General features: G+C 64.2%; 16 protein-coding genes and 1 tRNA gene. 9 read left to right on the forward strand and 8 right to left on the reverse strand.

Going from position 1 to position 22,074, the window contains the following annotated elements; genetic code table 11:
* Positions 1 to 28 precede the first annotated feature (28 nt).
* Entirely contained in the window at positions 29 to 733 is a 705-nt protein-coding gene (gene pdeM / locus V2I30_RS14555; RefSeq protein ID WP_330662908.1) for a ligase-associated DNA damage response endonuclease PdeM, read from the reverse strand.
* Positions 734 to 838: 105 nt separating this feature from the next.
* Between pdeM and hemF the strand changes: the two genes are divergently transcribed.
* On the forward strand, positions 839 to 1,708 hold the full coding sequence (hemF, locus tag V2I30_RS14560; RefSeq protein ID WP_330662909.1) for an oxygen-dependent coproporphyrinogen oxidase: 870 nt from the start codon (positions 839 to 841) through the stop codon (positions 1,706 to 1,708).
* Between the two features lie 16 nt (positions 1,709 to 1,724).
* Here the strand turns inward: hemF and V2I30_RS14565 are convergent, their stop codons facing one another.
* A complete protein-coding gene (locus tag V2I30_RS14565) occupies positions 1,725 to 3,644 on the reverse strand; it encodes a PAS domain-containing hybrid sensor histidine kinase/response regulator (RefSeq protein ID WP_330662910.1) in 1,920 nt (639 codons plus the stop codon).
* 127 nt (positions 3,645 to 3,771) lie between these two features.
* Here V2I30_RS14565 and V2I30_RS14570 point away from each other — a divergent pair, with 127 nt between their 5' ends.
* A complete protein-coding gene (locus tag V2I30_RS14570) occupies positions 3,772 to 5,862 on the forward strand; it encodes a RelA/SpoT family protein (RefSeq protein ID WP_330662911.1) in 2,091 nt (696 codons plus the stop codon).
* Positions 5,863 to 6,010: 148 nt separating this feature from the next.
* Positions 6,011 to 7,894: a methyl-accepting chemotaxis protein gene (locus tag V2I30_RS14575; RefSeq protein ID WP_330662912.1), complete on the forward strand. Its 1,884-nt coding sequence runs from the start codon at positions 6,011 to 6,013 to the stop codon at positions 7,892 to 7,894.
* A 6-nt stretch (positions 7,895 to 7,900) separates the two neighbouring features.
* Here V2I30_RS14575 and V2I30_RS14580 read toward each other — a convergent pair whose 3' ends face one another.
* Positions 7,901 to 8,218: a DUF1905 domain-containing protein gene (locus tag V2I30_RS14580; RefSeq protein WP_330662913.1), complete on the reverse strand. Its 318-nt coding sequence runs from the start codon at positions 8,216 to 8,218 to the stop codon at positions 7,901 to 7,903.
* Positions 8,215 to 9,219 carry a peptidylprolyl isomerase gene (locus V2I30_RS14585; RefSeq protein WP_330662914.1) on the reverse strand — a complete coding sequence of 335 codons (1,005 nt, stop codon included), beginning with the start codon at positions 9,217 to 9,219 and terminating at the stop codon, positions 8,215 to 8,217. Before V2I30_RS14585 ends, V2I30_RS14580 begins: the two co-directional genes overlap by 4 nt.
* Before the next feature lie 97 nt (positions 9,220 to 9,316).
* Between V2I30_RS14585 and V2I30_RS14590 the strand changes: the two genes are divergently transcribed.
* From V2I30_RS14590 to ligD, 3 genes are all read left to right on the forward strand, one after another.
* Positions 9,317 to 9,407: transfer RNA gene (locus V2I30_RS14590), tRNA-Ser, on the forward strand.
* A gap of 171 nt (positions 9,408 to 9,578) precedes the next feature.
* Positions 9,579 to 10,424 (forward strand): non-homologous end joining protein Ku, encoded by an 846-nt coding sequence (gene ku, locus V2I30_RS14595; RefSeq protein WP_330662915.1) that lies wholly within the window; start codon positions 9,579 to 9,581, stop codon positions 10,422 to 10,424.
* Position 10,425: 1 nt separating this feature from the next.
* A complete protein-coding gene (ligD, locus tag V2I30_RS14600; protein ID WP_330662916.1) occupies positions 10,426 to 12,909 on the forward strand; it encodes a DNA ligase D in 2,484 nt (827 codons plus the stop codon).
* 10 nt (positions 12,910 to 12,919) lie between these two features.
* Here the strand turns inward: ligD and V2I30_RS14605 are convergent, their stop codons facing one another.
* Genes V2I30_RS14605 through V2I30_RS14615 form a run of 3 tightly spaced genes read right to left on the reverse strand, consistent with a single transcriptional unit; the run spans position 12,920 to position 16,583 of the window.
* Complete coding sequence (locus V2I30_RS14605; RefSeq protein ID WP_330662917.1) at positions 12,920 to 15,085, reverse strand: xanthine dehydrogenase family protein molybdopterin-binding subunit; 2,166 nt, start codon at positions 15,083 to 15,085, stop codon at positions 12,920 to 12,922.
* Entirely contained in the window at positions 15,082 to 16,068 is a 987-nt protein-coding gene (locus V2I30_RS14610) for an FAD binding domain-containing protein (protein WP_330662918.1), read from the reverse strand. Before V2I30_RS14610 ends, V2I30_RS14605 begins: the two co-directional genes overlap by 4 nt.
* The gene (locus tag V2I30_RS14615) at positions 16,065 to 16,583 is read right to left on the reverse strand and encodes a 2Fe-2S iron-sulfur cluster-binding protein (protein WP_330662919.1); all 519 of its coding nucleotides are present in this window, start codon (positions 16,581 to 16,583) and stop codon (positions 16,065 to 16,067) included. Before V2I30_RS14615 ends, V2I30_RS14610 begins: the two co-directional genes overlap by 4 nt.
* A 186-nt stretch (positions 16,584 to 16,769) precedes the next feature.
* Between V2I30_RS14615 and V2I30_RS14620 the strand changes: the two genes are divergently transcribed.
* Genes V2I30_RS14620 through V2I30_RS14630 form a run of 3 tightly spaced genes read left to right on the forward strand, consistent with a single transcriptional unit; the run spans position 16,770 to position 20,892 of the window.
* On the forward strand, positions 16,770 to 18,845 hold the full coding sequence (locus tag V2I30_RS14620) for an HAD-IIB family hydrolase (protein ID WP_330662920.1): 2,076 nt from the start codon (positions 16,770 to 16,772) through the stop codon (positions 18,843 to 18,845).
* Positions 18,842 to 19,993 carry a hypothetical protein gene (locus V2I30_RS14625; RefSeq protein ID WP_330662921.1) on the forward strand — a complete coding sequence of 384 codons (1,152 nt, stop codon included), beginning with the start codon at positions 18,842 to 18,844 and terminating at the stop codon, positions 19,991 to 19,993. The genes V2I30_RS14620 and V2I30_RS14625 overlap by 4 nt, the downstream gene beginning before the upstream one ends.
* Positions 19,990 to 20,892 carry a glycosyltransferase family 2 protein gene (locus V2I30_RS14630; protein WP_330662922.1) on the forward strand — a complete coding sequence of 301 codons (903 nt, stop codon included), beginning with the start codon at positions 19,990 to 19,992 and terminating at the stop codon, positions 20,890 to 20,892. The genes V2I30_RS14625 and V2I30_RS14630 overlap by 4 nt, the downstream gene beginning before the upstream one ends.
* Here the strand turns inward: V2I30_RS14630 and V2I30_RS14635 are convergent.
* Complete coding sequence (locus tag V2I30_RS14635) at positions 20,835 to 21,950, reverse strand: glycosyltransferase (RefSeq protein ID WP_330662923.1); 1,116 nt, start codon at positions 21,948 to 21,950, stop codon at positions 20,835 to 20,837. The genes V2I30_RS14630 and V2I30_RS14635 overlap by 58 nt on opposite strands.
* Between the last annotated feature and the right edge of the window lie 124 nt (positions 21,951 to 22,074).

Raw genomic sequence — 22,074 nt, forward strand, 5'->3', positions numbered from 1 at the left:
GCTACATAATTAAGAGGAGCAAAGTCGGTCAGGCCGCCTCTCTCCAGAGCGGGAAGCGGACCAGTTTGCCCTTGGCCGGAAGCACCGCGTCGATTTCCCGCGCGGGGCTCAGCGCTTTCAGAATTTCGGGCGCGCCCGCATCCATACCGCCGGTATAGGCACCGAAAGCGGGCAGGATCATGCGATCGGCGCTTTCGCCTCTGCTCACCACCGCGCAGGGGCGTGCAATGCGGCGATGGCGCACGGTGAGGCGCATCTTGGGGTGGTAGTGGCCGGACAGTTCGGGCTTCGTCTCGCCGCGCCTCGCTTCGTGGCGCAGGACAATGCCGTTCAGTTCGAGCTCCTCGACCAGCTGCGCCCCGAAGGCGCGCGGCATTTCCCGATCGTGATTGCCGGTGACCCACACCCAGTCGAGCGCGCGTGTAAGCGATTCGAGCATTCCGCAGGCATAGGGATCGAGCCGGCAGGTGCCCTCGTCATCGTGGAAATTGTCGCCCAAAGTGATGACGCGCCGCGCGCCTGTCGCCTTCACCGCATCGGCCACCCGTTCCAGAGTTTCGCGGCTGTCATAGGGTGGGAGCATCTGCCCCTGCTTTGCGAACCAGCTGCCCTTTTCGAGATGCAGGTCCGCCACGAGCAGCGCGCGCTCGCGCGGCCAGTAGAGCGCGTTGCCCTTCGTCAGGACAAGCTCTTCACCGGCGAAATCCAGCGGAGCGAACGAAACGGGAACCATGCCTCCTGTGTGACGGCTGACGGACGGTTTGACAAGTGTCGAAGCGTGTGGACACCGACAGTGCCATCGGGCAATGCATTATCAGGACGAGGGGACGGAATTTCGATGAGCGACAGCGCTGAAATCGGCGAAGGTCACACGCAGAAGGCCAAGGCCTGGTTCGAAGGATTGCGCGACCGGATCTGCGCCGCCTTCGAGGAGATCGAGCGCGAGGCGGGCTCGGATGCGTCGTTCGAATATACTCCGTGGGAGCGGACGGAGGAGGGGCACGAGGATCCCGGCGGCGGTGTCCAGGGCCTGATGAAGGGCGAGGTGTTCGAGAAGGTCGGCGTCAACGTCTCGACCGTACGCGGCAATTTTCCACGCGAATTCGCCGCGAGCGTCAACGGCGCCGATCCCGACAATCCGGGCTTCACCGCGACCGGCATCAGCTTGGTGGCGCACATGCGCAATCCGCATGTTCCCGCCGTGCATATGAACACGCGCTTCCTGACGACGGGCAAGGCATGGTTCGGGGGCGGGGCCGATCTCAATCCGCCGATCCCCTACGAAGAGGACACCGAGGCCTTTCACGCCGCCATGCGCGCCGCCTGCGCCGCGCACAATCCGACCTATTACGAGCGATACAGAAAGTGGGCGGACGAATATTTCTACATCCCCCACCGGGAGGTCCATCGCGGTGTCGGCGGCATCTTCTACGATCATCTCGAATGCGAGGACGATGCGAGCTGGCAACGCAATTTCGCCTTCACGCAGGATGTCGGCCGCGCATTTCTGGACATTTTTCCCAAGCTGGTGCGCAAACGGATGGAAAGCGGGTTCACGCCGGCGGACGAAGCCCGCCAGCTCGAATATCGCGGGCGCTATGCCGAGTTCAATCTGGTCTATGATCGCGGCACGATCTTCGGGCTGAAGACCGGCGGCAATATCGATGCGATCCTGATGAGTCTCCCGCCGCGGGCAACTTGGAGCTAGTGGAATAGGAGCCAGTTCAGCGGGGCAGCTTGACCACGGCTGGGGCGAGGTCGCGGCGACGGTCGCGGCGTAGGGTGCAGGGCGAGTGCGGCCCTTCCGAAGTCTTGCCGCCGTGTGACTCCACATTCCCGCCATCCGAAGTCTCGAAGCCGCGCAGCCAGCGCCGCATCACCTCGGAAAGCCGTGCGAGCTCCAGCGGCTTCGCCATCTGCTCCTGCATCCCTGCCTTGCGACAGGCCTCGATATCGTCGGCAAAGGCATTGGCGGTAAGCGCGACGATCGGCAGGTCCTCGGCCGAAAAACCCGCCTCGCGAATGGCGCGGGCAGCGGTAAGCCCGTCCATCTGCGGCATCTGCAGGTCCATAAGCACCAGCGAATAGGGTCGCATCGTCTTGCGCGCTTCGATGACCGCCGCAAGCGCTTCCTCGCCATTGGCGACCACCTCGAAGGTCAGTCCCAACTGTTTGCCCTGCGCCGTGATCAATTCCTGGTTTATGTCGAAATCCTCGGCCAGGAGGATGCGGCAGGAGCAGCCGGCACATGGGTTTGTGACCGGCACCTTGTCGGGGGCCTGTTCGACCGGCGCGGCGGGGGCGGGAACCAGCGGGAGGGTAAGGGTGAAGGTCGAACCGGCGCCGACCTCGCTGGTTACCGTTAAATGCCCGCCCATGAGTTTGGCGAGCTGCCTGCTGATCGAGAGGCCCAGCCCGGTGCCCCCGCGCCGCGCCTGCATACGTTCCGTATCCTGCGTGAAAGGATCGAAGATCGCCGCCTGCATGGTCGGCGGTATGCCAATCCCGGTGTCGCTAATGGCGAAAATCAAGTGGCGGCCATCGCTGTCGAGCGTAAGCCGGACCGTCCCCTTGTCAGTGAATCGCACGGCGTTCGCGATGATATTGCCGAGAATTTGACGCAGGCGCAGGGCGTCTATCACGACGCTGCTCGGGACGATGGGTGCGATGTCGTGCCGCAGATCGAGGTTCTTCTCCTGCGCGGCAGGTAGGGACAGGCGCGTCACCTTCTCAGCCAGGTGAACGATATCGGTAGGTGCCTCGCGCAGCTCGAGATGGCCTGCCTCGACCTTGGACAGGTCGAGGATGTCGTTGAGGATGGTCTGAAGGGTCTTGCCCGAATCTTTGATAAGATCGACATGCCGGCGCTGTTCGTCGGTCAGCGCGCTGAGCGACAGCAGTTCGGCGAAACCAAGGACGCCGTTCATCGGGGTGCGCAATTCGTGGCTCATCTTGGCGAGGAATGAACTGCGCGCATCGGCAAGCGCGTCCGACGTCTCGCGCGCGGCGATCAGCTCGCGCTGCATTGCCTCCTCGCCGCTGCGATCGCACAATACGCCAAACAGTCCGCCGACCTTTCCCTCGTCGTCGAATTCGACCAGCGCGGTGCTTTCGACATCGCGCAATTCGCCGTCGGCACGGATCAATCGGGCGCGGAAGGTGAAGGGCTCTCCCGTCGCGCGGGCCGTTTCGACGGCCTGAGCGACCAATGCGCGGTCATCGGGATGGTAGAAGTTAATCGCATCTTCCAATGGCGGGGGGACGCCGGGAGTGCCTGGGACAAGCCCGTGGATCGAACAACAGCCATCGGACCAGAACACTTTGTTGCTGCCAAGATCGAGCCGCCAATGCCCGACATTCGCGGTCGTCTCGGTGAGCGTGAGGAGGCGGTTGGTCTCTTCCAACTCGCGCAAGCGGGCGGCGAAAGTGGCGGCCTGCGGCAAATGGTGGCGGCGCAGATGGAATTCGCGGGCCATTCCGACGGCGAGCAGCACCGCAATGGTGATAAGACCGCTCGTCGTAAAGACGGACCCGCCGATCAGGCTTGCGACACCCTGGCCGACAAGCGCGCCGACCAACGCGATGGCGTATATCGTCGCAGCGGGCGAAGCTTGCGGGGGGAAGGGCGATCGGGAGCGGGGCATAGGCAGCCTTGGACCTAGCCTGACAGTGCTGCGCCGAGCCTTGCGCCTCAACCTCGCAAGACCACCTAGTCCACCAAGCTGTTTGGCGTTGCAAAATCGCAGGCGAGCCCGCAAATTCAAAGGCGCGATGCTGCGCCAGTATGAACTCGTCGAAAAGGTGAAGACCTACGATCCCGACGCCGACGAGGCGGCGCTGAATCGCGCCTACGTCTACACCGTGCAGAAGCATGGCAGCCAGAAACGCGCCAGCGGCGATCCCTATTTCTCGCACCCGATCGAGGTCGCCGGCCTGATGACCGATTTGCAGCTCGATCAGGAAACCATCATGACCGCGCTGCTCCACGACACGGTCGAGGACACGCTGGCGACGATCGACGACATCGAGGCCAATTTCGGCCCCGAGGTTGCGCGGCTGGTCGATGGGGTGACCAAGCTTTCCAAGATCGAGCAGATGCCGGAAAACGAGCGCGCTGCGGAAAATCTGCGCAAGTTCCTGCTGGCAATGAGCGAGGATATTCGCGTGCTGCTGGTGAAGCTCGCGGACCGGCTGCACAACATGCGCACGCTTCATTTCATCAAGAACGAGGAAAAGCGCCAGCGCATCGCGCGCGAGACGATGGATATCTATGCTCCGCTCGCCGAGCGGGTGGGGATGTACGAGTATATGCGGGAGATGCAGGCGCTGGCCTTTCGCGAGTTGGAGCCAGAAGCCTTCGTCACCATTACCGATCGACTGGCGGCACTGCGCGGCGAAGACAGCGGCGAGGTCGATGCGATCGCGCTGTCGATCAAGCAGGCTCTTGCCGAAGCTGGCTTGAACGTCGAAGTGACCGGGCGCGAGAAGCATCCTTATTCGATCTGGAAGAAGATGGCCGAGCGCCATGTCAGCTTCGAACAGGTGACCGACATCATGGCCTTTCGCGTGCTGACCGAGGATGAGGCGGATTGCTACCGCGCGCTCGGCGTCCTGCACACGACCTGGCAGTTCCTGCCGGGCAAGTTCAAGGACTATATCTCGACGCCCAAGAACAACGGCTATCGCTCCTTGCACACCTCGTTGATGTACGAGAATTCGATGCGGGTGGAGGTCCAGATTCGTACCCGCGACATGCATCGCCGCAACGAATTCGGGCTCGCCGCTCACTGGGCCTACAAACAGGCGGACAAGGCCGACGGCGCGGTCGGCTGGCTGCGCGATCTCATCGAAATCATTGATGCCAGCCACGATGCCGAGGAACTGCTCGAACATACCCGCATGGCGATCTACCAGGATCGCATCTTCGCCTTCACGCCGAAAGGTGCGCTGTTCCAGTTGCCGAAGGGTTCAACTGCGGTCGACTTCGCCTTCGCGGTTCATACCGATCTGGGACTCGCTTGCGTAGGGGCGAAGATCAACGGGCGGCACATGCCTTTGCGCACACCGTTGTCGAACGGCGACGTCGTCGAGATCATCAAAGGCGGCGATGCCGAACCGCGCCTGTCCTGGCTGGGCTTCGTCGTTACCGGCAAGGCGCGCGCCGCAATCCGCCGGGCGGTGCGTCTTAAGGAGCGCGAAGAAGTCGCCGGGATCGGCTCCAAGCTGTTCGACGAAATCGTCACCCGGGTGCCGGCACGTATCGGCAAGAAGGCGATACGCGCCGCGCTCGAGCGGCTTGACATGGACGAGCCCGAAGACCTCATGTTCGCGATCGGATCGGGTAAGATCACCGACCGCGAAGTGATGGAGGCACTGGTCCCGGGTTGCACGGCGGAATTCGACGAGGATGAGGAGTGGGCGCGGCACGAGCGGCAGATCTCCGTCCGGGGACTGACGCCGGGCGTGGCATTCGAACTCGCCCAATGTTGTCATCCCGTCCCCGGCGATCGGATTGTAGGCCTCAGGCGCAAGGGCGAGCGGGTCGAGGTGCACACGATCGATTGTCTCGAACTCGCCAATGGGGTCGATATGGACTGGCTCGACCTCAATTGGGGTCGCCGATCGCACGGCGCGACCGGGCGTTTTTCGGTAACGATCTACGACCGGCCGGGCACGCTCGCCGAAATGGCGGGGATCTTCGCGCAGAACAAGATCAATGTGACCAGCCTCATCCAGACCCAGCTGGACCATCCCTTCACCACCTACGAGATCGACGCCGAGGTGAACGATCTCGCCCACCTAACACGCATCCTCTCCGCCTTGCGCGCCAGCGACGCGGTGGCGCAGGCTGATAGAATCTAGGTTTCGCCGAACGGCGTGGGTCGGAACGCCTGGCAGGGCCTTTCACCGCCGCTGCGTGGTTAAATTTCGCTTTACGGTTTTTTAGGACGCCGCCGTCTAAGACGTCGCGCGACGTTCCAATGCGCTGCGCATTGCCAGGGGGACAGCGATGAACATGATTTCCGCCCAACCGGCCGCGCCGGGTTCCGCCTCATCGGTGCCGGCTGGTCCGGACCTGCTTTCCGCCGGCGAGGCGCAGATGTTGCGCGAAGCCGGGATCGGGGCATCGCCAGTGGCGGAAGCGCCGCGGCGGACATGGTATGAGAGCCTGTCGCTCGCCGGTAGGCTTCGCGCGACCGTTATCGCCAACACCGTCGTGCTGGCGCTGCTGGCCGGCGCAATCCTTGGGACGATGGCCTATTTCGGACAGCGCGGCGAGACGCTACGCGTGCTTTCGACCGCCGATGCCAATTCGAGCAATGCCGCCGTCTCACTCTACGAAGCGCGCGATGCGCTTGAGGACTATGGCGTCGCCGAAGATTCTGCGGCGCTGGTCGATGCGCGCGAAAATGTCGCGCGAGCGAGCCGACTGCTGTCCGAGGTCATGGCGGTGGACGTGGCCGCCGCCGATCCGCAATCGGCGACCGGCCTCGCCCGCGCCGAACGCGCGGTAACGGCGCTTGAAGCAGAATTGGCTCGGGATATTAGCGAGCCCACCGAAGTCGCCGCTGTCGCCGACCGCGTGGATGCCGCCATTGCCGAACTCACTACGGCGGTCGACGGGCTCAACGCGCGCTCGGTCGCCGCCGCCGAACCGGTATTCGCCGCGATCGCCAATTCGCTTCTGATCCTGCTGCTCATTTCGGTGGCCATGGTCATCCTCGCCTTCGGCGCCTCGCGCCGGGTGGCAAGGGGCATCGCCGATCAAATCAGCAATATGACCGATGCGATGCAGCGGATTTCCTCCGGCGCGATCGACACGGTCATCCCGGGTCGCGAGCGCTCGGACGAGATCGGCTCGATGGCCCGCGCACTCGAAGTGTTCAGGGACGCAACGGTCGAACTGCGTACGCTTTCCGCCCAGCGCGCTGCCGAAGCCGAAGAGCAGCTTGCCGAGCAAAATGTGGCCACCCGCCAGATGCATGATCTGCGTTTGGAAAAGAGCCGTCTCCTCGAAAGCATGGCGGACGGATTCGAGGTCTCGGTGGGCGAGGTCATCACCGCCGTTTCCGCCGCTTCGCAGCAGCTCGAGAAAACCTCGGGCCAGATGATGGAAGTCGCCGCCGGATCGCGCGCGCAGGCCGACGATGCGACCGAAGCGATGGGGCAGGTCACCGCCAACGTCACCGCCGCCGCCGCCGCGACCGATCAGTTCGCGCTGTCGATTGGCGAGATCAGCCGTCAGGCGGGGGCTTCGGCGACCTTGGCGCGCGATGCGAGCCAGCTCGTCAGCTCCGCCAATACGCGAATGAGCGACCTGTCGCAGGCCGCGGATGAAATCGGCGAGATCGCAAGCCTCATCCAGACCATTGCCCAGCGCACTAACCTGCTCGCATTGAATGCCTCGATCGAGGCGGCGCGCGGGGGCGAAGCGGGGCGGGGCTTCGCCGTGGTCGCGAGCGAGGTCAAGGAGCTGGCGATGCAGACCAGCAACGCCACCAGCAGCGTCGCGGAAAAGATCATTGCGATGCAGGATTCCACCAAGAGCTCGGCCAGCGATCTCACCTCGATCGTGCATCAGATCGCCGAGCTCGAACAGACCGCGGTGATGATCGCGAGCGCGGTCGACGAGCAATCGGTTTCGGGCGAAGAACTCGCGCGCAACATCGATACGGTTGCGACCGGATCCAGCCAGGCCGGCGAGCGGCTGGGCGCGCTGCGTCAGGCGAGCGAGGACACTGGCGAGGCGGCCAAGGACGTCGTCGAAAGCGCGCTGGCGCTCGGTTCGCATGCCGAGGATCTGCGCACCAAGGCAGGTCGCTTCATCGACGATGTGCGGCGTTCGGCACGCGAGCTCGAAGCCGATCCGGAAGGAGCAAAGGCGGCGATCTAGGATCGGCTAGACCGGCGTCACGCTTACGTCGACTTCGTCGCCCGGGGCGAGGCCTTCGGCGCGCATGACCTTGCGGCCCACGAGTAGTACCCATTCCGACTGGCCGTGTTGTGGAAAGAGCGAAGTCTTCCAGCGCGTCTCCCCGATCCGTGCGTCGCTCTTGAGCGAGCCGAAGCCGCGCCTGCGCCCCAGTTCGAGCCTTTGCATCGCCGCGTGGGCAGCGAGGGCTTCCGCTTCGGCCCCGGCGAAAGTGACGAGATGGTAGGTGCCCCGGTCGCCCTGCCAATGCTGCAGGGGAAGGGCGGCGGAAATGCTCTCGTTCACCCGCTTTGCGGCGCCGTCACTTCACGCAACGGGACCGGGATATTGCAGATGTCCGCCCCGCCGGCCGGCACGATGAAGAACGGGTCGCGGCGATTGGCGCGCGCTTCGGCGTAACGGGCAAAGGTTTCGCTTTCGGTGGAAAGAGATTCTAAGCGCGGCTGCTCATCCTCGGGCAGGTCGGATGCGACCCGGATGGATCGGATCGGCGTGCGCAACTTAGCTTCTCCCTCGGTGTAGAAGCCAAGCTGCCCCGAACCGCGCGGCAGGGAAGACATATGCTCCATTCCTTCGATTATGCGTCCGACCAACGCGATATTGCGGTCGAGATGTCGCGGAGCATGGCCGATCACCGTGTAGAGTTCGGCGCCTGTGCCGGTGTCGGGCGATAGGTTCCGGCCAACGCCAACCATGCCGTAGCAGTGGATGGGCCATTGCCTCGCGCCGTCGATCGCGATGGGCCAGCCATCTCGAAAGGTCGCACCCGATGCGTAAGCGTCGCATAGCCACGTCGCCGGCACCATCGAACGATCGCCGCACGGGTTGATCAGCGCGGCGACGGCGTTCATTTGATGAACGAAGTCACGCTCCTCCATCACGTTCAGCCCCTCCGGGAGCGGCTTTGTCTCGATCCCTTCGCCTTCGGGATTGTCGTGCCCCGGATCGCCCCATTGGACGACGTAATTGTCCTGCACGCGGTTCACGGACACCCCGTCATACCAGCGCGCGCGGGCAAGGGTGCGGATGTTGTCTACCCAGCCTTGCGAGAACGGCTCGGGCATCAGCTGGATCACGATTTCACGTCCCCGCCCGTCGCGATCGGGAGCGAGCGTCATCACCAAAAGGTCTTCGGGAGCGATCGACTGCCAATCGCTCGGCGGCGCTGCCGCGACGATCTCGCTCGGGCTCGCATTGGCGGCGGGGCTCGGTGCCCTCTGCGCCGTCCCGGCTGAAGCATAGGCGACAAGAGAGCAGGCGAAGGCGAGCATTGCGGGAATTTTCATGCCCTGACCTGTGCCACCGCCAAGCGGCTTGCGAAAGAGCCAAACCGCGTCTATCCGCGCCCCTTCGTCTCGCCCGCTATGATCAGGCGGGACGCGCGGAGCAGTGGCCGAGTGGTCGAAGGCGCACGCCTGGAAAGTGTGTATACGGTAACCCCGTATCGAGGGTTCGAATCCCTCCTGCTCCGCCACTTCTCTACCCTTCCTAAGACTTCGCACAATAAGCGGCGACGCCTCCTCGCGAGCTTCGCGACCGACATATCTGTTCGCCTTGCGGGAGAAAGGCGCCCGCTCGGCCGTTGTGATGTGTGAGGTCCGGCAAGCCGTGCTTGCCAAAGGAACAGACGGCAAGGAGCATCGGCATGGCAGCGCGCGCATATTGGCAGGGCCAGATCAGGCTCGCCCTCGTCTCGATCCCGGTGGAGATTTATTCGGCTAGCAAGAGCGGTTCGAAAATTCGCTTCAACCAGATTCACGAGCCGACGGGCAAGCGCATCTCCTATGAAAAGGTGGTCGCGGGCGTCGGACCGGTGGATCGCGACGAGATCATCAAGGGCTACGAGATATCAAAGGGCGAGTATGTCCTGCTCGAGGATGAGGAGATCGAGGCGGTCAAGATCGAGAGCCGCAAGACGCTCGAGCTCGTCCAGTTCGTCGAACAATGCGAGATCGACCCGCTCTATTTTGAGAAGCCTTATTATGTCGCGCCCAAGGACGAGCTGGCCGAAGAAGCCTTCGTCGTCCTGCGCGAGGCCTTGCGCAAAGCGAAGAAGGTGGCGCTCGGCCAGTTGTCGGTGCGCGGGAGCGAGAAGCTGGTGGCGATCAAGCCGTGCGGGAAGGGGTTGCTGCTCGAAACGCTGCGCTATGCCGACGAGGTGCGCGCGGGCCAGGCATTCTTCGACGATATCGACGAGACGAAGCCTAAAAAGGAGCTGCTCGATCTGGCGACAACGCTGATCGAGGAGAAGAGTGCGCCGTTCGATGCGAGCGAGTTCGAAGATCGCTATGTCGAAGCCTTGCGACGGTTGATCGACAAGAAGGCCAAGTCGAAGGGCGGCAAGGCGGTGATCGAGGATGCCGACGCGCCCGATAGCGGCGGCGGCAATGTGATCGATCTGATGGCGGCGCTGAAGAAGTCGGTCGGCGAGACAAAACCGCGCGCGAAGTCTTCCGGTCGCGCCAAAGCATCGCGCAAGAAGAGCGCCTGATATGGCGGCGCGCGCCAAACGGGCCGCGGCAAAGTCCGATCCGCTTGCCGCTTACAATGCAAAACGCGATTTCGCCGCGACCCCCGAACCCGCGGGTACGCGCGAAGCGAGCGAGAACGGCAATCTCTTCATCGTCCAGAAACACGACGCGAGCCGGCTGCATTGGGACCTGCGGCTCGAAATGAACGGTGTGCTCAAAAGCTGGGCGGTGACGAAGGGGCCTTCTCCCAATCCCGACATCAAGCGGCTTGCCGTTCGCACCGAAGATCACCCGATGAGTTATGCGACGTTCGAGGGGACCATCCCCAAGGGCGAGTATGGCGGCGGCACGGTGATGCTGTGGGACCGCGGGAGCTGGGCTCCGGTCGCAGGCAAAAGCGCTGCCGACCTCGAGGACGGACACCTCCATTTCACCCTCTCCGGCGAGCGGATGAAGGGCGAATGGCTGCTCGTCCGACTCAAGCGCAAACCGGGCGAAAAGCGCGAGAACTGGCTGCTGCGCAAATTGCAGGACGATCATGCGCAGACCGGCGACGTGCTGGTAGAGCGCGCGCTCACCAGCATCGCGACCGGGCGTTCCATGGCCGAGATCGCAGCGGGCAAGAAAGCGCAGGCAGTTCGCGCTAAAAAGCCGAAACCGCGCCGCAAGAGCAAGGCGAAGCTCCCCGCCTACCGCAAGCCGCAGCTCGCCACGCTGGTCGACGAGGTGCCCACCGGAAATGGCTGGATGCACGAGATCAAGTTCGACGGGTACCGCGCGATGATTGCTGTCGCGGGCCGCGAGGTGCGCGTCTTCACCCGCAACGGCAAGGACTGGACCGACAAGTTCGGACCGCTTGTAGAAGCGATCGCCGAGCTCGACTTGCCCCCCAGCCTGATCGACGGCGAAATCGTCGCCTATGACGCGAACGGCGATCCGGATTTCTCGACGCTGCAAAAGGTGCTGAAACGCGGCAAGGGCAGCCAGTCGCCTGAGAACGCGCTGGCGCTTCACGCCTTCGATCTTGTCGAGCTTGAGGGCGAAGACCTTGCCGAATTGTCCAATATCGAGCGCAAGGAACGGCTCGAGGCGCTATTAGCGCGGGCCGAGCCGCCGATCCATGTCGCCGATCAGGTCATTGGCGCGGGCGAGCAGCTGTTCGAGACGATGTGCGCCGCCGGGCAGGAGGGCATCATCTCCAAACGGCTCGACGCGCCTTATTCGGGCAGGCGCAGCCGAGCCTGGGTGAAGGTCAAATGCACGCGGCGCCAGGAATTCGTGATCGTCGGTTGGAAGGCGAGTAGTGCGCGCGGGCGCCCCTTCGCCTCGCTGCTTCTGGCGCAGCACGAGGGCGGGGAACTTGCGTATAAGGGCAATGTCGGCACCGGCTTCACCACCGAGGAGATGGACGAGCTGGGCGCCAAGCTAAAGCGTCTGGCGCGCAAGACTGCGCCGCTCGAAGTCCCGGCGACCAAGGCGCGGGATGTCAGCTGGGTGACGCCCAAGCTCGTCGCCGAAATCGCCTTCGCCGAGTTCACCGCGGACGGAAATGTGCGCCACGCAAGCTATCTCGGTCTGCGCGCCGACCAATCCGCTGCGCAGGTGAGGCCGGAGCGCGTCGCCACCTCGCCGCAGGAACCCGCCGCCGACGTCGCCATCTCCAGCCGCGAGCGTGTTGTCTTTCCCGACAGCGGACAGACCAAAGGCGACCTTGCCGACTATTACACAGCTGTCGCCGGCATCATGCTGCCCTTCGCGGCCACCCGCCCGGTCAGCCTGGTTCGTTGTCCCCAGGGGCGGGCGAAGAAATGCTTTTTCCAGAAGCACGACAGCGGCGCTTTCGGCGATGCCGTCCTCGACGTGCCGATCCGTGAAAAAGACGGCGGCAGCGAGGACTACCTTTACGTCGAGGATGCGCGCGGCATCCTGCAATGCGTGCAGATGGGCACGATCGAGTTTCACGGCTGGGGCGCGCGCAGCGACGATGTCGAAGCGCCCGATCGCATGGTCTTCGATCTCGATCCGGACGAAGGGCTCGATTTCGACGACGTCAAGCAGGCGGCGCGTGACATCAGGGCGCGTCTGTCGGACCTGGGGCTGGTCAGCTTCGCGATGCTCTCGGGCGGAAAGGGCGTCCACGTCGTCGTCCCCCTGTCGACCGGCCATAGCTGGGAAGCGCACAAATCCTTCGCCCGCCGCTTTGCCGAAGCGCTCAGCCTAGCCGAGCCCGAGCGGTTCACCGCCAATATGAGCAAAGCAAAGCGCAAGCGGCGGATATTCATCGACTGGTTGCGAAATCAGCGCGGCAGCACCGCCGTCCTGCCATATTCCGCTAGAGCGCGCAGCGGGGCGCCGGTGGCGGTGCCGATCGCTTGGAACGAGCTGAAGGACATGGGAAGCGCGCAACCCTTTTCGATCGACGATGCCAAGCGCCTGATCGATCGCGCCGCATCTAAGCGGCTGGCGGGCTGGGGTTTCGCCGGGCAGGCTTTGCCCGACTTCTGATCCGGCGGTTCTACCCTTCCGCGGCGTCCAGAGCGGCCAGCACGCGGTCGGGTGTCATCGGATAATCGTAAAGCCGCGCGCCGCACGCGTGGTAGATCGCATTGGCGATCGCCGCCGCGCCGCCGCACATACCGAGCTCGCCGATGCCCTTTGCCTGGATCGGGCTCGCGACGGGATCGCGTTCTTCGATCATAATTACATTGAGATCGGGCACGTCGCGGTTCACCGGCACGTGATATTCGGCAAGGTCCGGGTTGACGAGATGCCCGTCGCGCGGATCGAACATCAGAGCTTCGGTCAGCGCGACGCCGATGCTCCACGTGATCCCGCCGATACATTGCGAACGCGCGGTCTTTTCGTTGAGAACCCGGCCGAAGCCGAACGCGCCGAGCATGCGGCTGACGCGCACCTCGCCAGTGAAGCGATTGACCCGCACTTCGGCGAAGAAGGCGCCGAAGCCCGAGGCGGTGTAGTCGTCCTGGGCCGCACCGGGCTCGTAATGGCCCTCGCAGGACAGGTCCGCATTGCCGAGCGTTTCCGACAGATCGAGCGTGTCGAACGATTGTCCCGAACGCTCTTCGAGCGTTTCGCGCAGTTCCTTGCAGGCGAGAAACACCGCCGAACCGATCGAAGCTGCACCCCAGCTCCCGCCCGAACCCGGGCCGCGCGGAAAGGCGGTGTCGCCAAGCTCGACCAGCACGCGCTCGACAGGAACACCGAGCATTTCGGCGGCAAGCTGCGCGAGGATCGTGTAGGTGCCGGTGCCGATATCGGTCATGTCGGTGCGCACGATGACGCTGCCATCGGGGCGGACGGTCACCTGCGCTTTTGCCTCGCCGACATTGTGGACCCGCGCCGCGCTCGCAATGCCTGTGCCGATCCACCATTCGCCCTCGCGCGTTTGGCGAGGCGTCCGCACACCATGTTCCCAACCGAACGCGTCGGCGCCCTGTTTCAGGCATTCTGCGAGTTTGTGCGAGGAGAACGGGAGGTCCTCTTCCGGATTGCGCTCGGGAATGTTCATAAGGCGAAATTCGACCGGATCGATTCCGGCCTGCTGCGCGAGTTCGTCCATCGCCGCCTCGAGCGCCGGCATTCCGACCGCTTCGCCAGGAGCGCGAACCGAGCCTGCGGTCATGCGGTGGATGCGCGCGACGTCGAGCTTCAGCCTGCGGTTGGGCGCGGCGTAGAGGAAATGCGAGCTTTGCAAGACCGGTTCAGCGAATTGTTCGCCCGGCAGGTTCGAGACCAGCGCTTCGTGCCCGAAAGCGGTGAGCTTGCCATTCGCGTCGCAGGCGAGCCGCAGCCGCTGCGTAGTTTCCGAACGGCGCATGATCGTCTGGAACACCTGCTGGCGTGTCATCACCACGCGCAATGGGCGCCCCAGTTCGATCGCTGCGAGCGAAGCGGCGACAACTTCGGGGCTCACCCCCAGCTTCGATCCGAAACCGCCGCCGACATAGGGCGCGAGAATGCGGACCTGATCCTCTTCCAGTTCAAGCGCGTCGGCAAGTTCGGCGATGTTGTAGTTAAGCATCTGGAGCGCCGCACGCACGGTTAGTCTCTTGCCGTCCCAATCGGCCACCGCCGCATGCGGTTCCATCGCGGCGCTGGCATGGCCGGCGGTGGTGATCGTGCAATCCACGCTGTGCGCCGCATCCGCCATTGCCTTGGCGAAATCGCCCTGATCGACGCTTTCGTCCTCCTGCTCCTCGGCTTCGACCGCGTTCGGATCGAGCGGGGCGCCATCTTCGGCGCGGTATTCGACCTTCACCTTCTTCGCCGCATCGCGCGCCTGTTCGAGTGTTTCGGCAACGATCAGCGCGATCGGCTGCCCCCAATAGCACACCTGCCGAGGGGATTGCTGCGGTGCCTCGCCAAGGCCGCCCTGCGCAGCTCTCGTGCACAGGCGGTGGTCTTCAATCAGAGTGATGACGCCGGGCATCGTCAGCGCCTCGCTCGCGTCGATCCGGGCGATCTCGCCCTTGGTAATGGTGGCCTGGACGAGCACGCCTTCGACGCGATCGGCGAGCCGATACTCCGCTGCAAAAGGCGCGCTTCCGGTAACCTTGGCGAGCCCGTCGATCCGTTTCACCGGCTGACCGACGATATTTTGCCCGGTCTGGTCGAGGAAGTTCTCGGTCACCGGCTCATCATGCTTCAGATATGCGTTCACAGCTCAACCCCCGTCGCTTCGGCAAGCACGGCGCAGAGGGTGCGGCGGGCCAGCGGGATCTTGAAGTCGTTCTCGCCGAAGCCGCGTGCATCCTCGAGCAGTAGGTCGGCAGCTTCCTCGAACAATGCACGGCCCGGCTCCTTACCGAGGAGGAGCGGCGACAGGCGCGGATCGTGCCATGGTTTGTGGGCGAGACCACCGAAGGCGAGTTCGGCCCGCGCGATCCGGCCGTTCTTCATTTCGACGATGGCGGCGACGGATACGAGCGCGAAGGCGTAGGAGGATCGCTCGCGCACCTTGCGATAAAGCTGAGTGCCGCGAACCGGCGGGGGCAGGGTGACCGCGGTAATGATTTCGCCGGGTTCGAGAACGTTGTCCTGCCACGGCGTTTCGCCAGGGAGGCAATGAAAATCTCGCGCTGGAACGGTGCGCGTGCGTTCGCCCTCGCAAGCGATCTCGACGCTTGCGTCTAGAGCGCTCAGCGCCACCGCCATGTCGCCGGGATAGGTCGCGATGCAATGCGGGCTCGTGCCGAGCACCGCGTGCAGCCGCGCCACCCCCTCGATCGCGCCGCAACCCGAACCCGGCTCGCGCTTGTTGCAAGGCTGGTCCGGGTTCGTGAAGTAGTAGCAGCGCGTCCGCTGGCACAGATTTCCGCCGGTGGTCGCCTTGTTGCGCAATTGCTGCGTTGCGCCAGCCAGGATCGCGCGGGCCAGCAGGGGATAGTCGCTGCGCACCCGCATATGTGCAGCGGTTTCGCTGTTGGTGGCGAGCGCGCCGATCCTCAGCCCGCCATCGTCCAGCTCCGCGATCTCGCGCATGCCAAGCTGATTCAGGTCGATCAGCGCATTGGGCGTCTCGACCTGCAATTTCATCAGATCGATGAGGTTCGTACCCCCGGCGATCGCCCTGTGCCCGGTTTCATCCACGAGCTGGCCGGCATGGGTGAGACTGTCGGGGCGGATATAGTCGAACGGTCTCACCGGTCGGCTCCCGCAGCCGCATCGCGTATCGCGGTGAGGATATTCGCATAGGCCCCGCAGCGGCACAGATTGCCGCTCATGCGCTCCCGGATTTCCGCGTCGCTCGCTTGGATGTCGCCGGTCAGGCTCTCACTTGCATCGCTCGGCCAGTTATTGGTGATCTCGTCCATCATCGCGCTGGCCGAACAGATCTGGCCCGGCGTGCAATAGCCGCATTGAAAACCGTCGTGCTCGTGAAAGCTTCGCTGTAGCGGGGAGGGGTTCTCGGGCGTGCCCAATCCCTCGATGGTGGTCACCTCGTCGCCGTCATGCATGACCGCGAGCGACAAGCAGGAATTTATCCTGAGCCCCCCGACAAGGACGGTGCAAGCTCCGCACTGACCGTGGTCGCAACCCTTTTTGGTGCCGGTAAGCCCGCAATCCTCGCGCAGGAAATCGAGCAAACTTCGGCGCGGATCGGAAGGAAGGGGGTGCGCGGTGCCGTTAACGCTGATTGAGCGGGACTGGTGTTGCATGACCTCCCAACACGCGGGGCGGCGTAAGGGTCCGAAACCGCTCTTTGTACGCATCGACCCATGAGCATGCGGGGCGGGCCCACCGTCTCCGCGGAGGCGCGTCAGCCATATCAATAGATGTTGCATTGATAGCCGCGCATCGCGGGCATTCGTCCTTGGGTAAACCCCTATAGTGAGAGCAGAGAATTGCACATCGTCTCGATCGCCCTTGGCGGCTGCTTGCGCAGCGAACCGGTGTCCTACGGAATCACCGAAGACACGGGCGGTCATATCACCTATATTCTGGGCGAGATGCGGGCTCTTGCGCGGCATCCCCGGGTGTCTCAGGCGGAGATCGTCACACGTCTGTTCAACGAACCGCATCTGGGCGAGGTTCACGTCCGCGCGCGCGAAGAGATCGCGCCGGGGCTCGCCATCACCCGCATCGACAGCGGCAATCGGCGCTACCTCGCCAAGGAAGAGTTGCGCGCCGACCGGGCGGCATTCGTCGCCGCGCTGATCGCCGAATTGCGCAGCCGCGAGCGCCTGCCCGATCTCATACACGCTCATTTCGCCGACGCGGCCGATGTCGCCGCGCAGGTGCAACGCGCGCTGGGCATTCCCTATATCTACACCGCCCATTCGCTGGGCCTCGACAAACGCGAAACCCTCGAGGCGCCGTGCGCTGCATTGGAAGCGCGCATTTCGGAAGAGGCGCGCGCGATCGGGGGCGCGGCGGCGGTGATCGGTTCCTCTCGCGACGAATGCGAGCGTCAGCTGGTAGCCTACCCCACCGCCGAGCCCGCGAAAATCCACCGCGTCGTACCCGGCATTTCGCTCGAACCGGCGACGGCTGAAAGTCTCAGCGGCGCCCGCAATCTCATTGCACCATTCCTGCGCGACCCTTCGCTGCCGATCGTCCTTGCCATTGCGCGGCCGGTTCACAAGAAGAACCTCGATACCCTCGTCCAAGCCTTTGCAGGCATTGAGCAGCCAGCGAACCTCGTAATTCTCGCAGGCCAACGCCAGGCGAGCGACGCTGGCGAACCTGAACAGGTCGAGGTCATCACGCAGCTGCTGCACCTGATCGATCGCCACGACCTCTATGGCCGCGTCGCTTACCCCAAATCGCATTCGAGCGCCGATGTCGCCGGGCTTTACGCACTTGCGGCCAAGTCGCGCGGCGTGTTCGTAAATCCAGCGCTGATCGAGCCCTATGGCCTTACCATCCTCGAAGCCGCTGCGCATGGCCTTCCCGTGATCGCCACCAATGTTGGCGGACCGCTCGATACCGTGTCCGAGATCGAGCACGGCCTGCTGATCGATCCGCGCAATCGTTCGGAGATCGGCGGTGCGATCGAGCGCCTGCTTTCGGATCGCGAGCTCTGGTCGCGCTGCGCCGCCAACGGTCCGCGCGGGGCGGCCGATCTCAATTGGGATCGCTATGCCCAGGGTTTCGTCGCGATTGCGCGTGATCTGAGCGGGACCGAAAACGCGCGCGCCGCGCGGGTCGGGCCCGGTGTCACATCGCTGTTCGTTAGCGATCTCGACAATACGCTGACCGGCTGCGCCAACGGCGTCGAACGACTGCGCGGCTTTCTCGAGGCTCATCCCGATTTCGCGTTCGTCATCGCCACCGGTCGCTCCGTCATCGAGGCGCGTCGGATCGTGCGCGAATGGGGCATTCCCGAACCCGCCGCCTGGATCGCTTCGGTTGGCAGCGAGATCTACTGGTCCGGAAGCGCCGGTCCGGTGCGCGATAGGGCTTTTCCGAACTTGGGGCAGGCGCGATGGGACGCGGCAGCGGTAGAGGCGGTAATGGCCGAGCTCCCGCAGCTCCGCCCGCAACCGATTTACGAACAGCGCGATTTCAAGCGCAGCTACTTCTACGCCGATGCTGCCGACGTCGAACAGGTACGCGTCGCCATGCGGAAGGCCTGCCTGCCGGTTCGGCTCATCGCAAGCCATGGCTCGCTTCTCGATATCTTGCCGTTAGGCGCAGGCAAAGCGGCGGCGATGAACCATGTCGGCGCGGCGCTTGGCATCGAACCGGGACACATCTACGCTGCAGGCGACAGCGGCAATGACGAGGACATGCTCACCGCCTGCGAGAACGCGATCATCGTTCAAAACCATTCCGCGGAGATCGCACGGTTGACCCAGCGCCCGAACGTCTACCTTGCCACAAAGGCGCATGGCCTCGGTGCGGTCGAAGGGATCGAGGCGCATGGGGAGCGGCAGACGGTCGCCCGACGCACAGCGCGTTCGGGGGCGCGCCCATGACGCGCGCTGTCGGCTATTTCGTCCACCACCAGGGTCGTGGTCACGCCGAACGCGCCCGCGCAATCGCAAACGAACTGGTCCGCCACCGCCCGGTAACCCTATTCTGTGCCCGCCCCGACATTTTCGGACTGCTAGAGCCCGGGATCGAGATCATCGAATTGCCCTCGCTGTTCGAGCCGACGGGCGAGGAGGCTCCCTTGATGGCGGCATTGCCGCAACCGTCCAATGTCCACTGCGCGCCGCTTGGCTGGCCCGGCATTCGCCGCGCAATGGCCCGCCTCGGCGCATGGTTCGACGAGGTTGACCCGGCCTTGTTCGTCACAGACGTGTCCGCCGAGCTCGGCCAGTTTGCGCGGCTCTGCTCGGTCCCGCATATCGCCGTCCTCCAGCATGGCGATCGCTCCGATCCCGGGCACATGGCGGCTTACGAAAGCGCGGTCGGCCTGCTCGCGCCCTATGCGAAGGCGCTCGAACAGGACGATCGGCCCAGTTGGATGAAGGACAAGACCCACTACGCTCCCGGCGTTGGCATCGATCTGCCCGCCATGCCCGGCCGCGAGGAAGCGCGCCGCACGCTCGGCCTGCCGCAGGATCGCGACATCGTGTGCGTCGTAGCGGGCGGCGGCGGCACCGGTATGCCGAGCGCGCCGCTGACCCTAGGTGCACGGTGCGAGCCCGACAGCCTGTGGTTCACGATCGGCAAGGTCACCAGTGAGTGGCACGAAACCCCGCCGGGCAACCTTCTGCACCAGGGGTGGGTCGACAATCCGATGAACTGGATCGCCGCGGCCGACCGGATCGTCTCCTCTTGCGGCAACACTACCGTCCATATGGTCCTCGCCGCCCGAAAGCCCTGGGTTGTCGTACCCGAATGGCGCTATTTCGACGAGCAGATCGCCAAGGCCGCCGTCCTCGAACATGCCGGCCTTGCCGCCGTCATGCAGACCTGGCCCTCGCATGGGAGCGCATGGCGCGCGCTCTGGGAAACGGCGAGCCAGCTAACGCCTGCTGAGCGTGGGGCCTTCGTCGATGCGGAAGCCGCGCGCGATGCAGCCGCCTGGATCGATGGGCTCGCGACGAGTCTATGGGCCGAACCCACGCACGATGGTCCCGCTCATATCGTCCCAATAACGAAAGCCCTTGCATGACGATTTCGGTCTGCACCCTCGCGCATGGCCGCGAGACTCATCTTGCAAACCTCATCGCCGGACTGTCGCGATCGCAGCGGCGGCCGGACGAACTCGTCATCGCCGTGATGCAGCCGCTGCGCTACGACCTTCCCGAGGCGCCCTTTCCCATTCGACAGATCATGATGGGGACAAGCGACATTCCGCTCGCCGCCGCGCGCAATGCGGCGGCGGGCGCGGCGCGTGGCGAGTTCCTGATCTTCCTTGATGTCGATTGCATTCCCGCCCCCTCGCTTGTCGGCGATTACGCGCGCGCTGGAAACGAAGATGAGGGCGTCATCATGGGCGAAGTCGCCTACTTGCCCAAAGGCGCGACCGATGGCGGCATCGACTTCCCCGCCTTCGATCGGCTCGGCGTCACCCATTCCGAACGCCCCGGACCGCCACCTTCCGGCCTTCGCGCATGCGAGGATTATCGCTGCTTCTGGTCGCTTAATTTCGCGCTCCCCGCGCGTGACTTCGCAACCATTGGTGGGTTCGATGAGCGCTATGACGGATATGGCGGCGAGGATACCGATTTCGGCCGGATGGTGGTCGAGGCAGGGCTGCCCTTGTGGTGGGTGAAGGGGGCCAAGGCCTATCACCAATATCATCCGCACCACATGCCGCCGGTGCACCATCTCGACAGCGTGCTCGCCAATGCCATGGCCTTCGCCGAAAAATGGGGCGAGCCGACTATGCAGCACTGGCTGCGCGCCTTCGTGCTAATGGGCCTGATCGAACGCACCGAGCATGGTTGGCGCAAATTGCGCGAAGCTGAGGAGACCGATCTGGCGCTAACCCGCCAACAGGAACACCAGCCCTATGCGAGCAGCGCCGTGGTGCTGGACTGGCTGGAAGCGAATGCTGAAGCGGCTTGATCCGCGCGGGTGTCGACAACGCGGCGATAACACGCCTGGTATCCCTCGATCATCGCTGGCACGGAGTAGCGGGTGAGCACACGTTGGCGACAGCGCCGGCGCGACACTTCGTCGATTCTGCCCATCGCCACCGCCAACGCGCCGATATCGCGCGGCGGCACGATAAAGCCGCAATCGCCAACCACTTCGGCCAGCGCGCCGCTGCCATAGGCGCAGACCGGCGTGCCGCAGGAAAGCGCCTCGGCTGCGACTAGTCCGAACGGCTCGTCCCAAAGCGGGGTTACAAGTGCGCCCCGGGCCTGGGCAACAATCGGTCGCAGCGCATCGGTGGTGCGATGACCGTGATATTCGATCCCGTCGGTCAGATGCGGTTCGACCTGTTCCATGAAATAGCGCGCATCCTCGACCGGTCCGACGATCTTGAGCTTCGCTCTGGCCATACGCGCAGCGCGGGCTGCCTCGCCCGTGCCCTTGTTGGGCGTGATACGGCCGACCCAGACAAAATGATCCTCAGCTCGCGCCGCCGGAATCCACTGGTCGCAGCGAATGCCGTTGTGAACGACGCGCAAATTGGCCCCCGGTCCCGGATCCCACGCCTCGAGTTGGCTGTGCGAGGTAACGGTCGTCATCATGCCGGGGTGATAAGCATGGTCGATCACTGCGTCGCGCATCGCGCCGAACGGCGGAACGTGCTGCGAAGTGACGAGGGGTACGCCGTCGCGCGCCGCCCATTCGATGATCGCGGGGCAGAGCGAATTGTTGTGCACGACATCGAAATCGCGTGCGAGAACCTCGGCCCAGCCGCGGGCGAAGGCCTCCCGTTGATAGGCGGCAAGTTCGGGCGTGCCGCGCCAAACCGCCCAGGGCAGAACGCTGTCATAGGGTGCGTCGCAAATTTCGAACAATTGCGCATCGCGCGAGCCTGCGGCGGCAAACAGCGTAACGTCGTGCCCGCTCGCGCGAAGGCCATCGCACAGCATTCGGCAATGGGCTTCCATGCCGCCCATGAAGGGCTCAGCAATCGCATGGCGAATATGGGCGAAGACGGCGATTTTCATGCGGAGTACTGCAACCCGATTAATGCCCTACATCAAGGGGGCTCTTGGCAGGGAATGCCGTGTCAACGCCCGCCCGCCTCTCGCAGCCCGCAATCTAACATTCATTCGCGCGGGAACCGCCGCG

Source organism: Erythrobacter sp. (assembly GCF_036351135.1).
Classification (GTDB): domain Bacteria; phylum Pseudomonadota; class Alphaproteobacteria; order Sphingomonadales; family Sphingomonadaceae; genus Erythrobacter.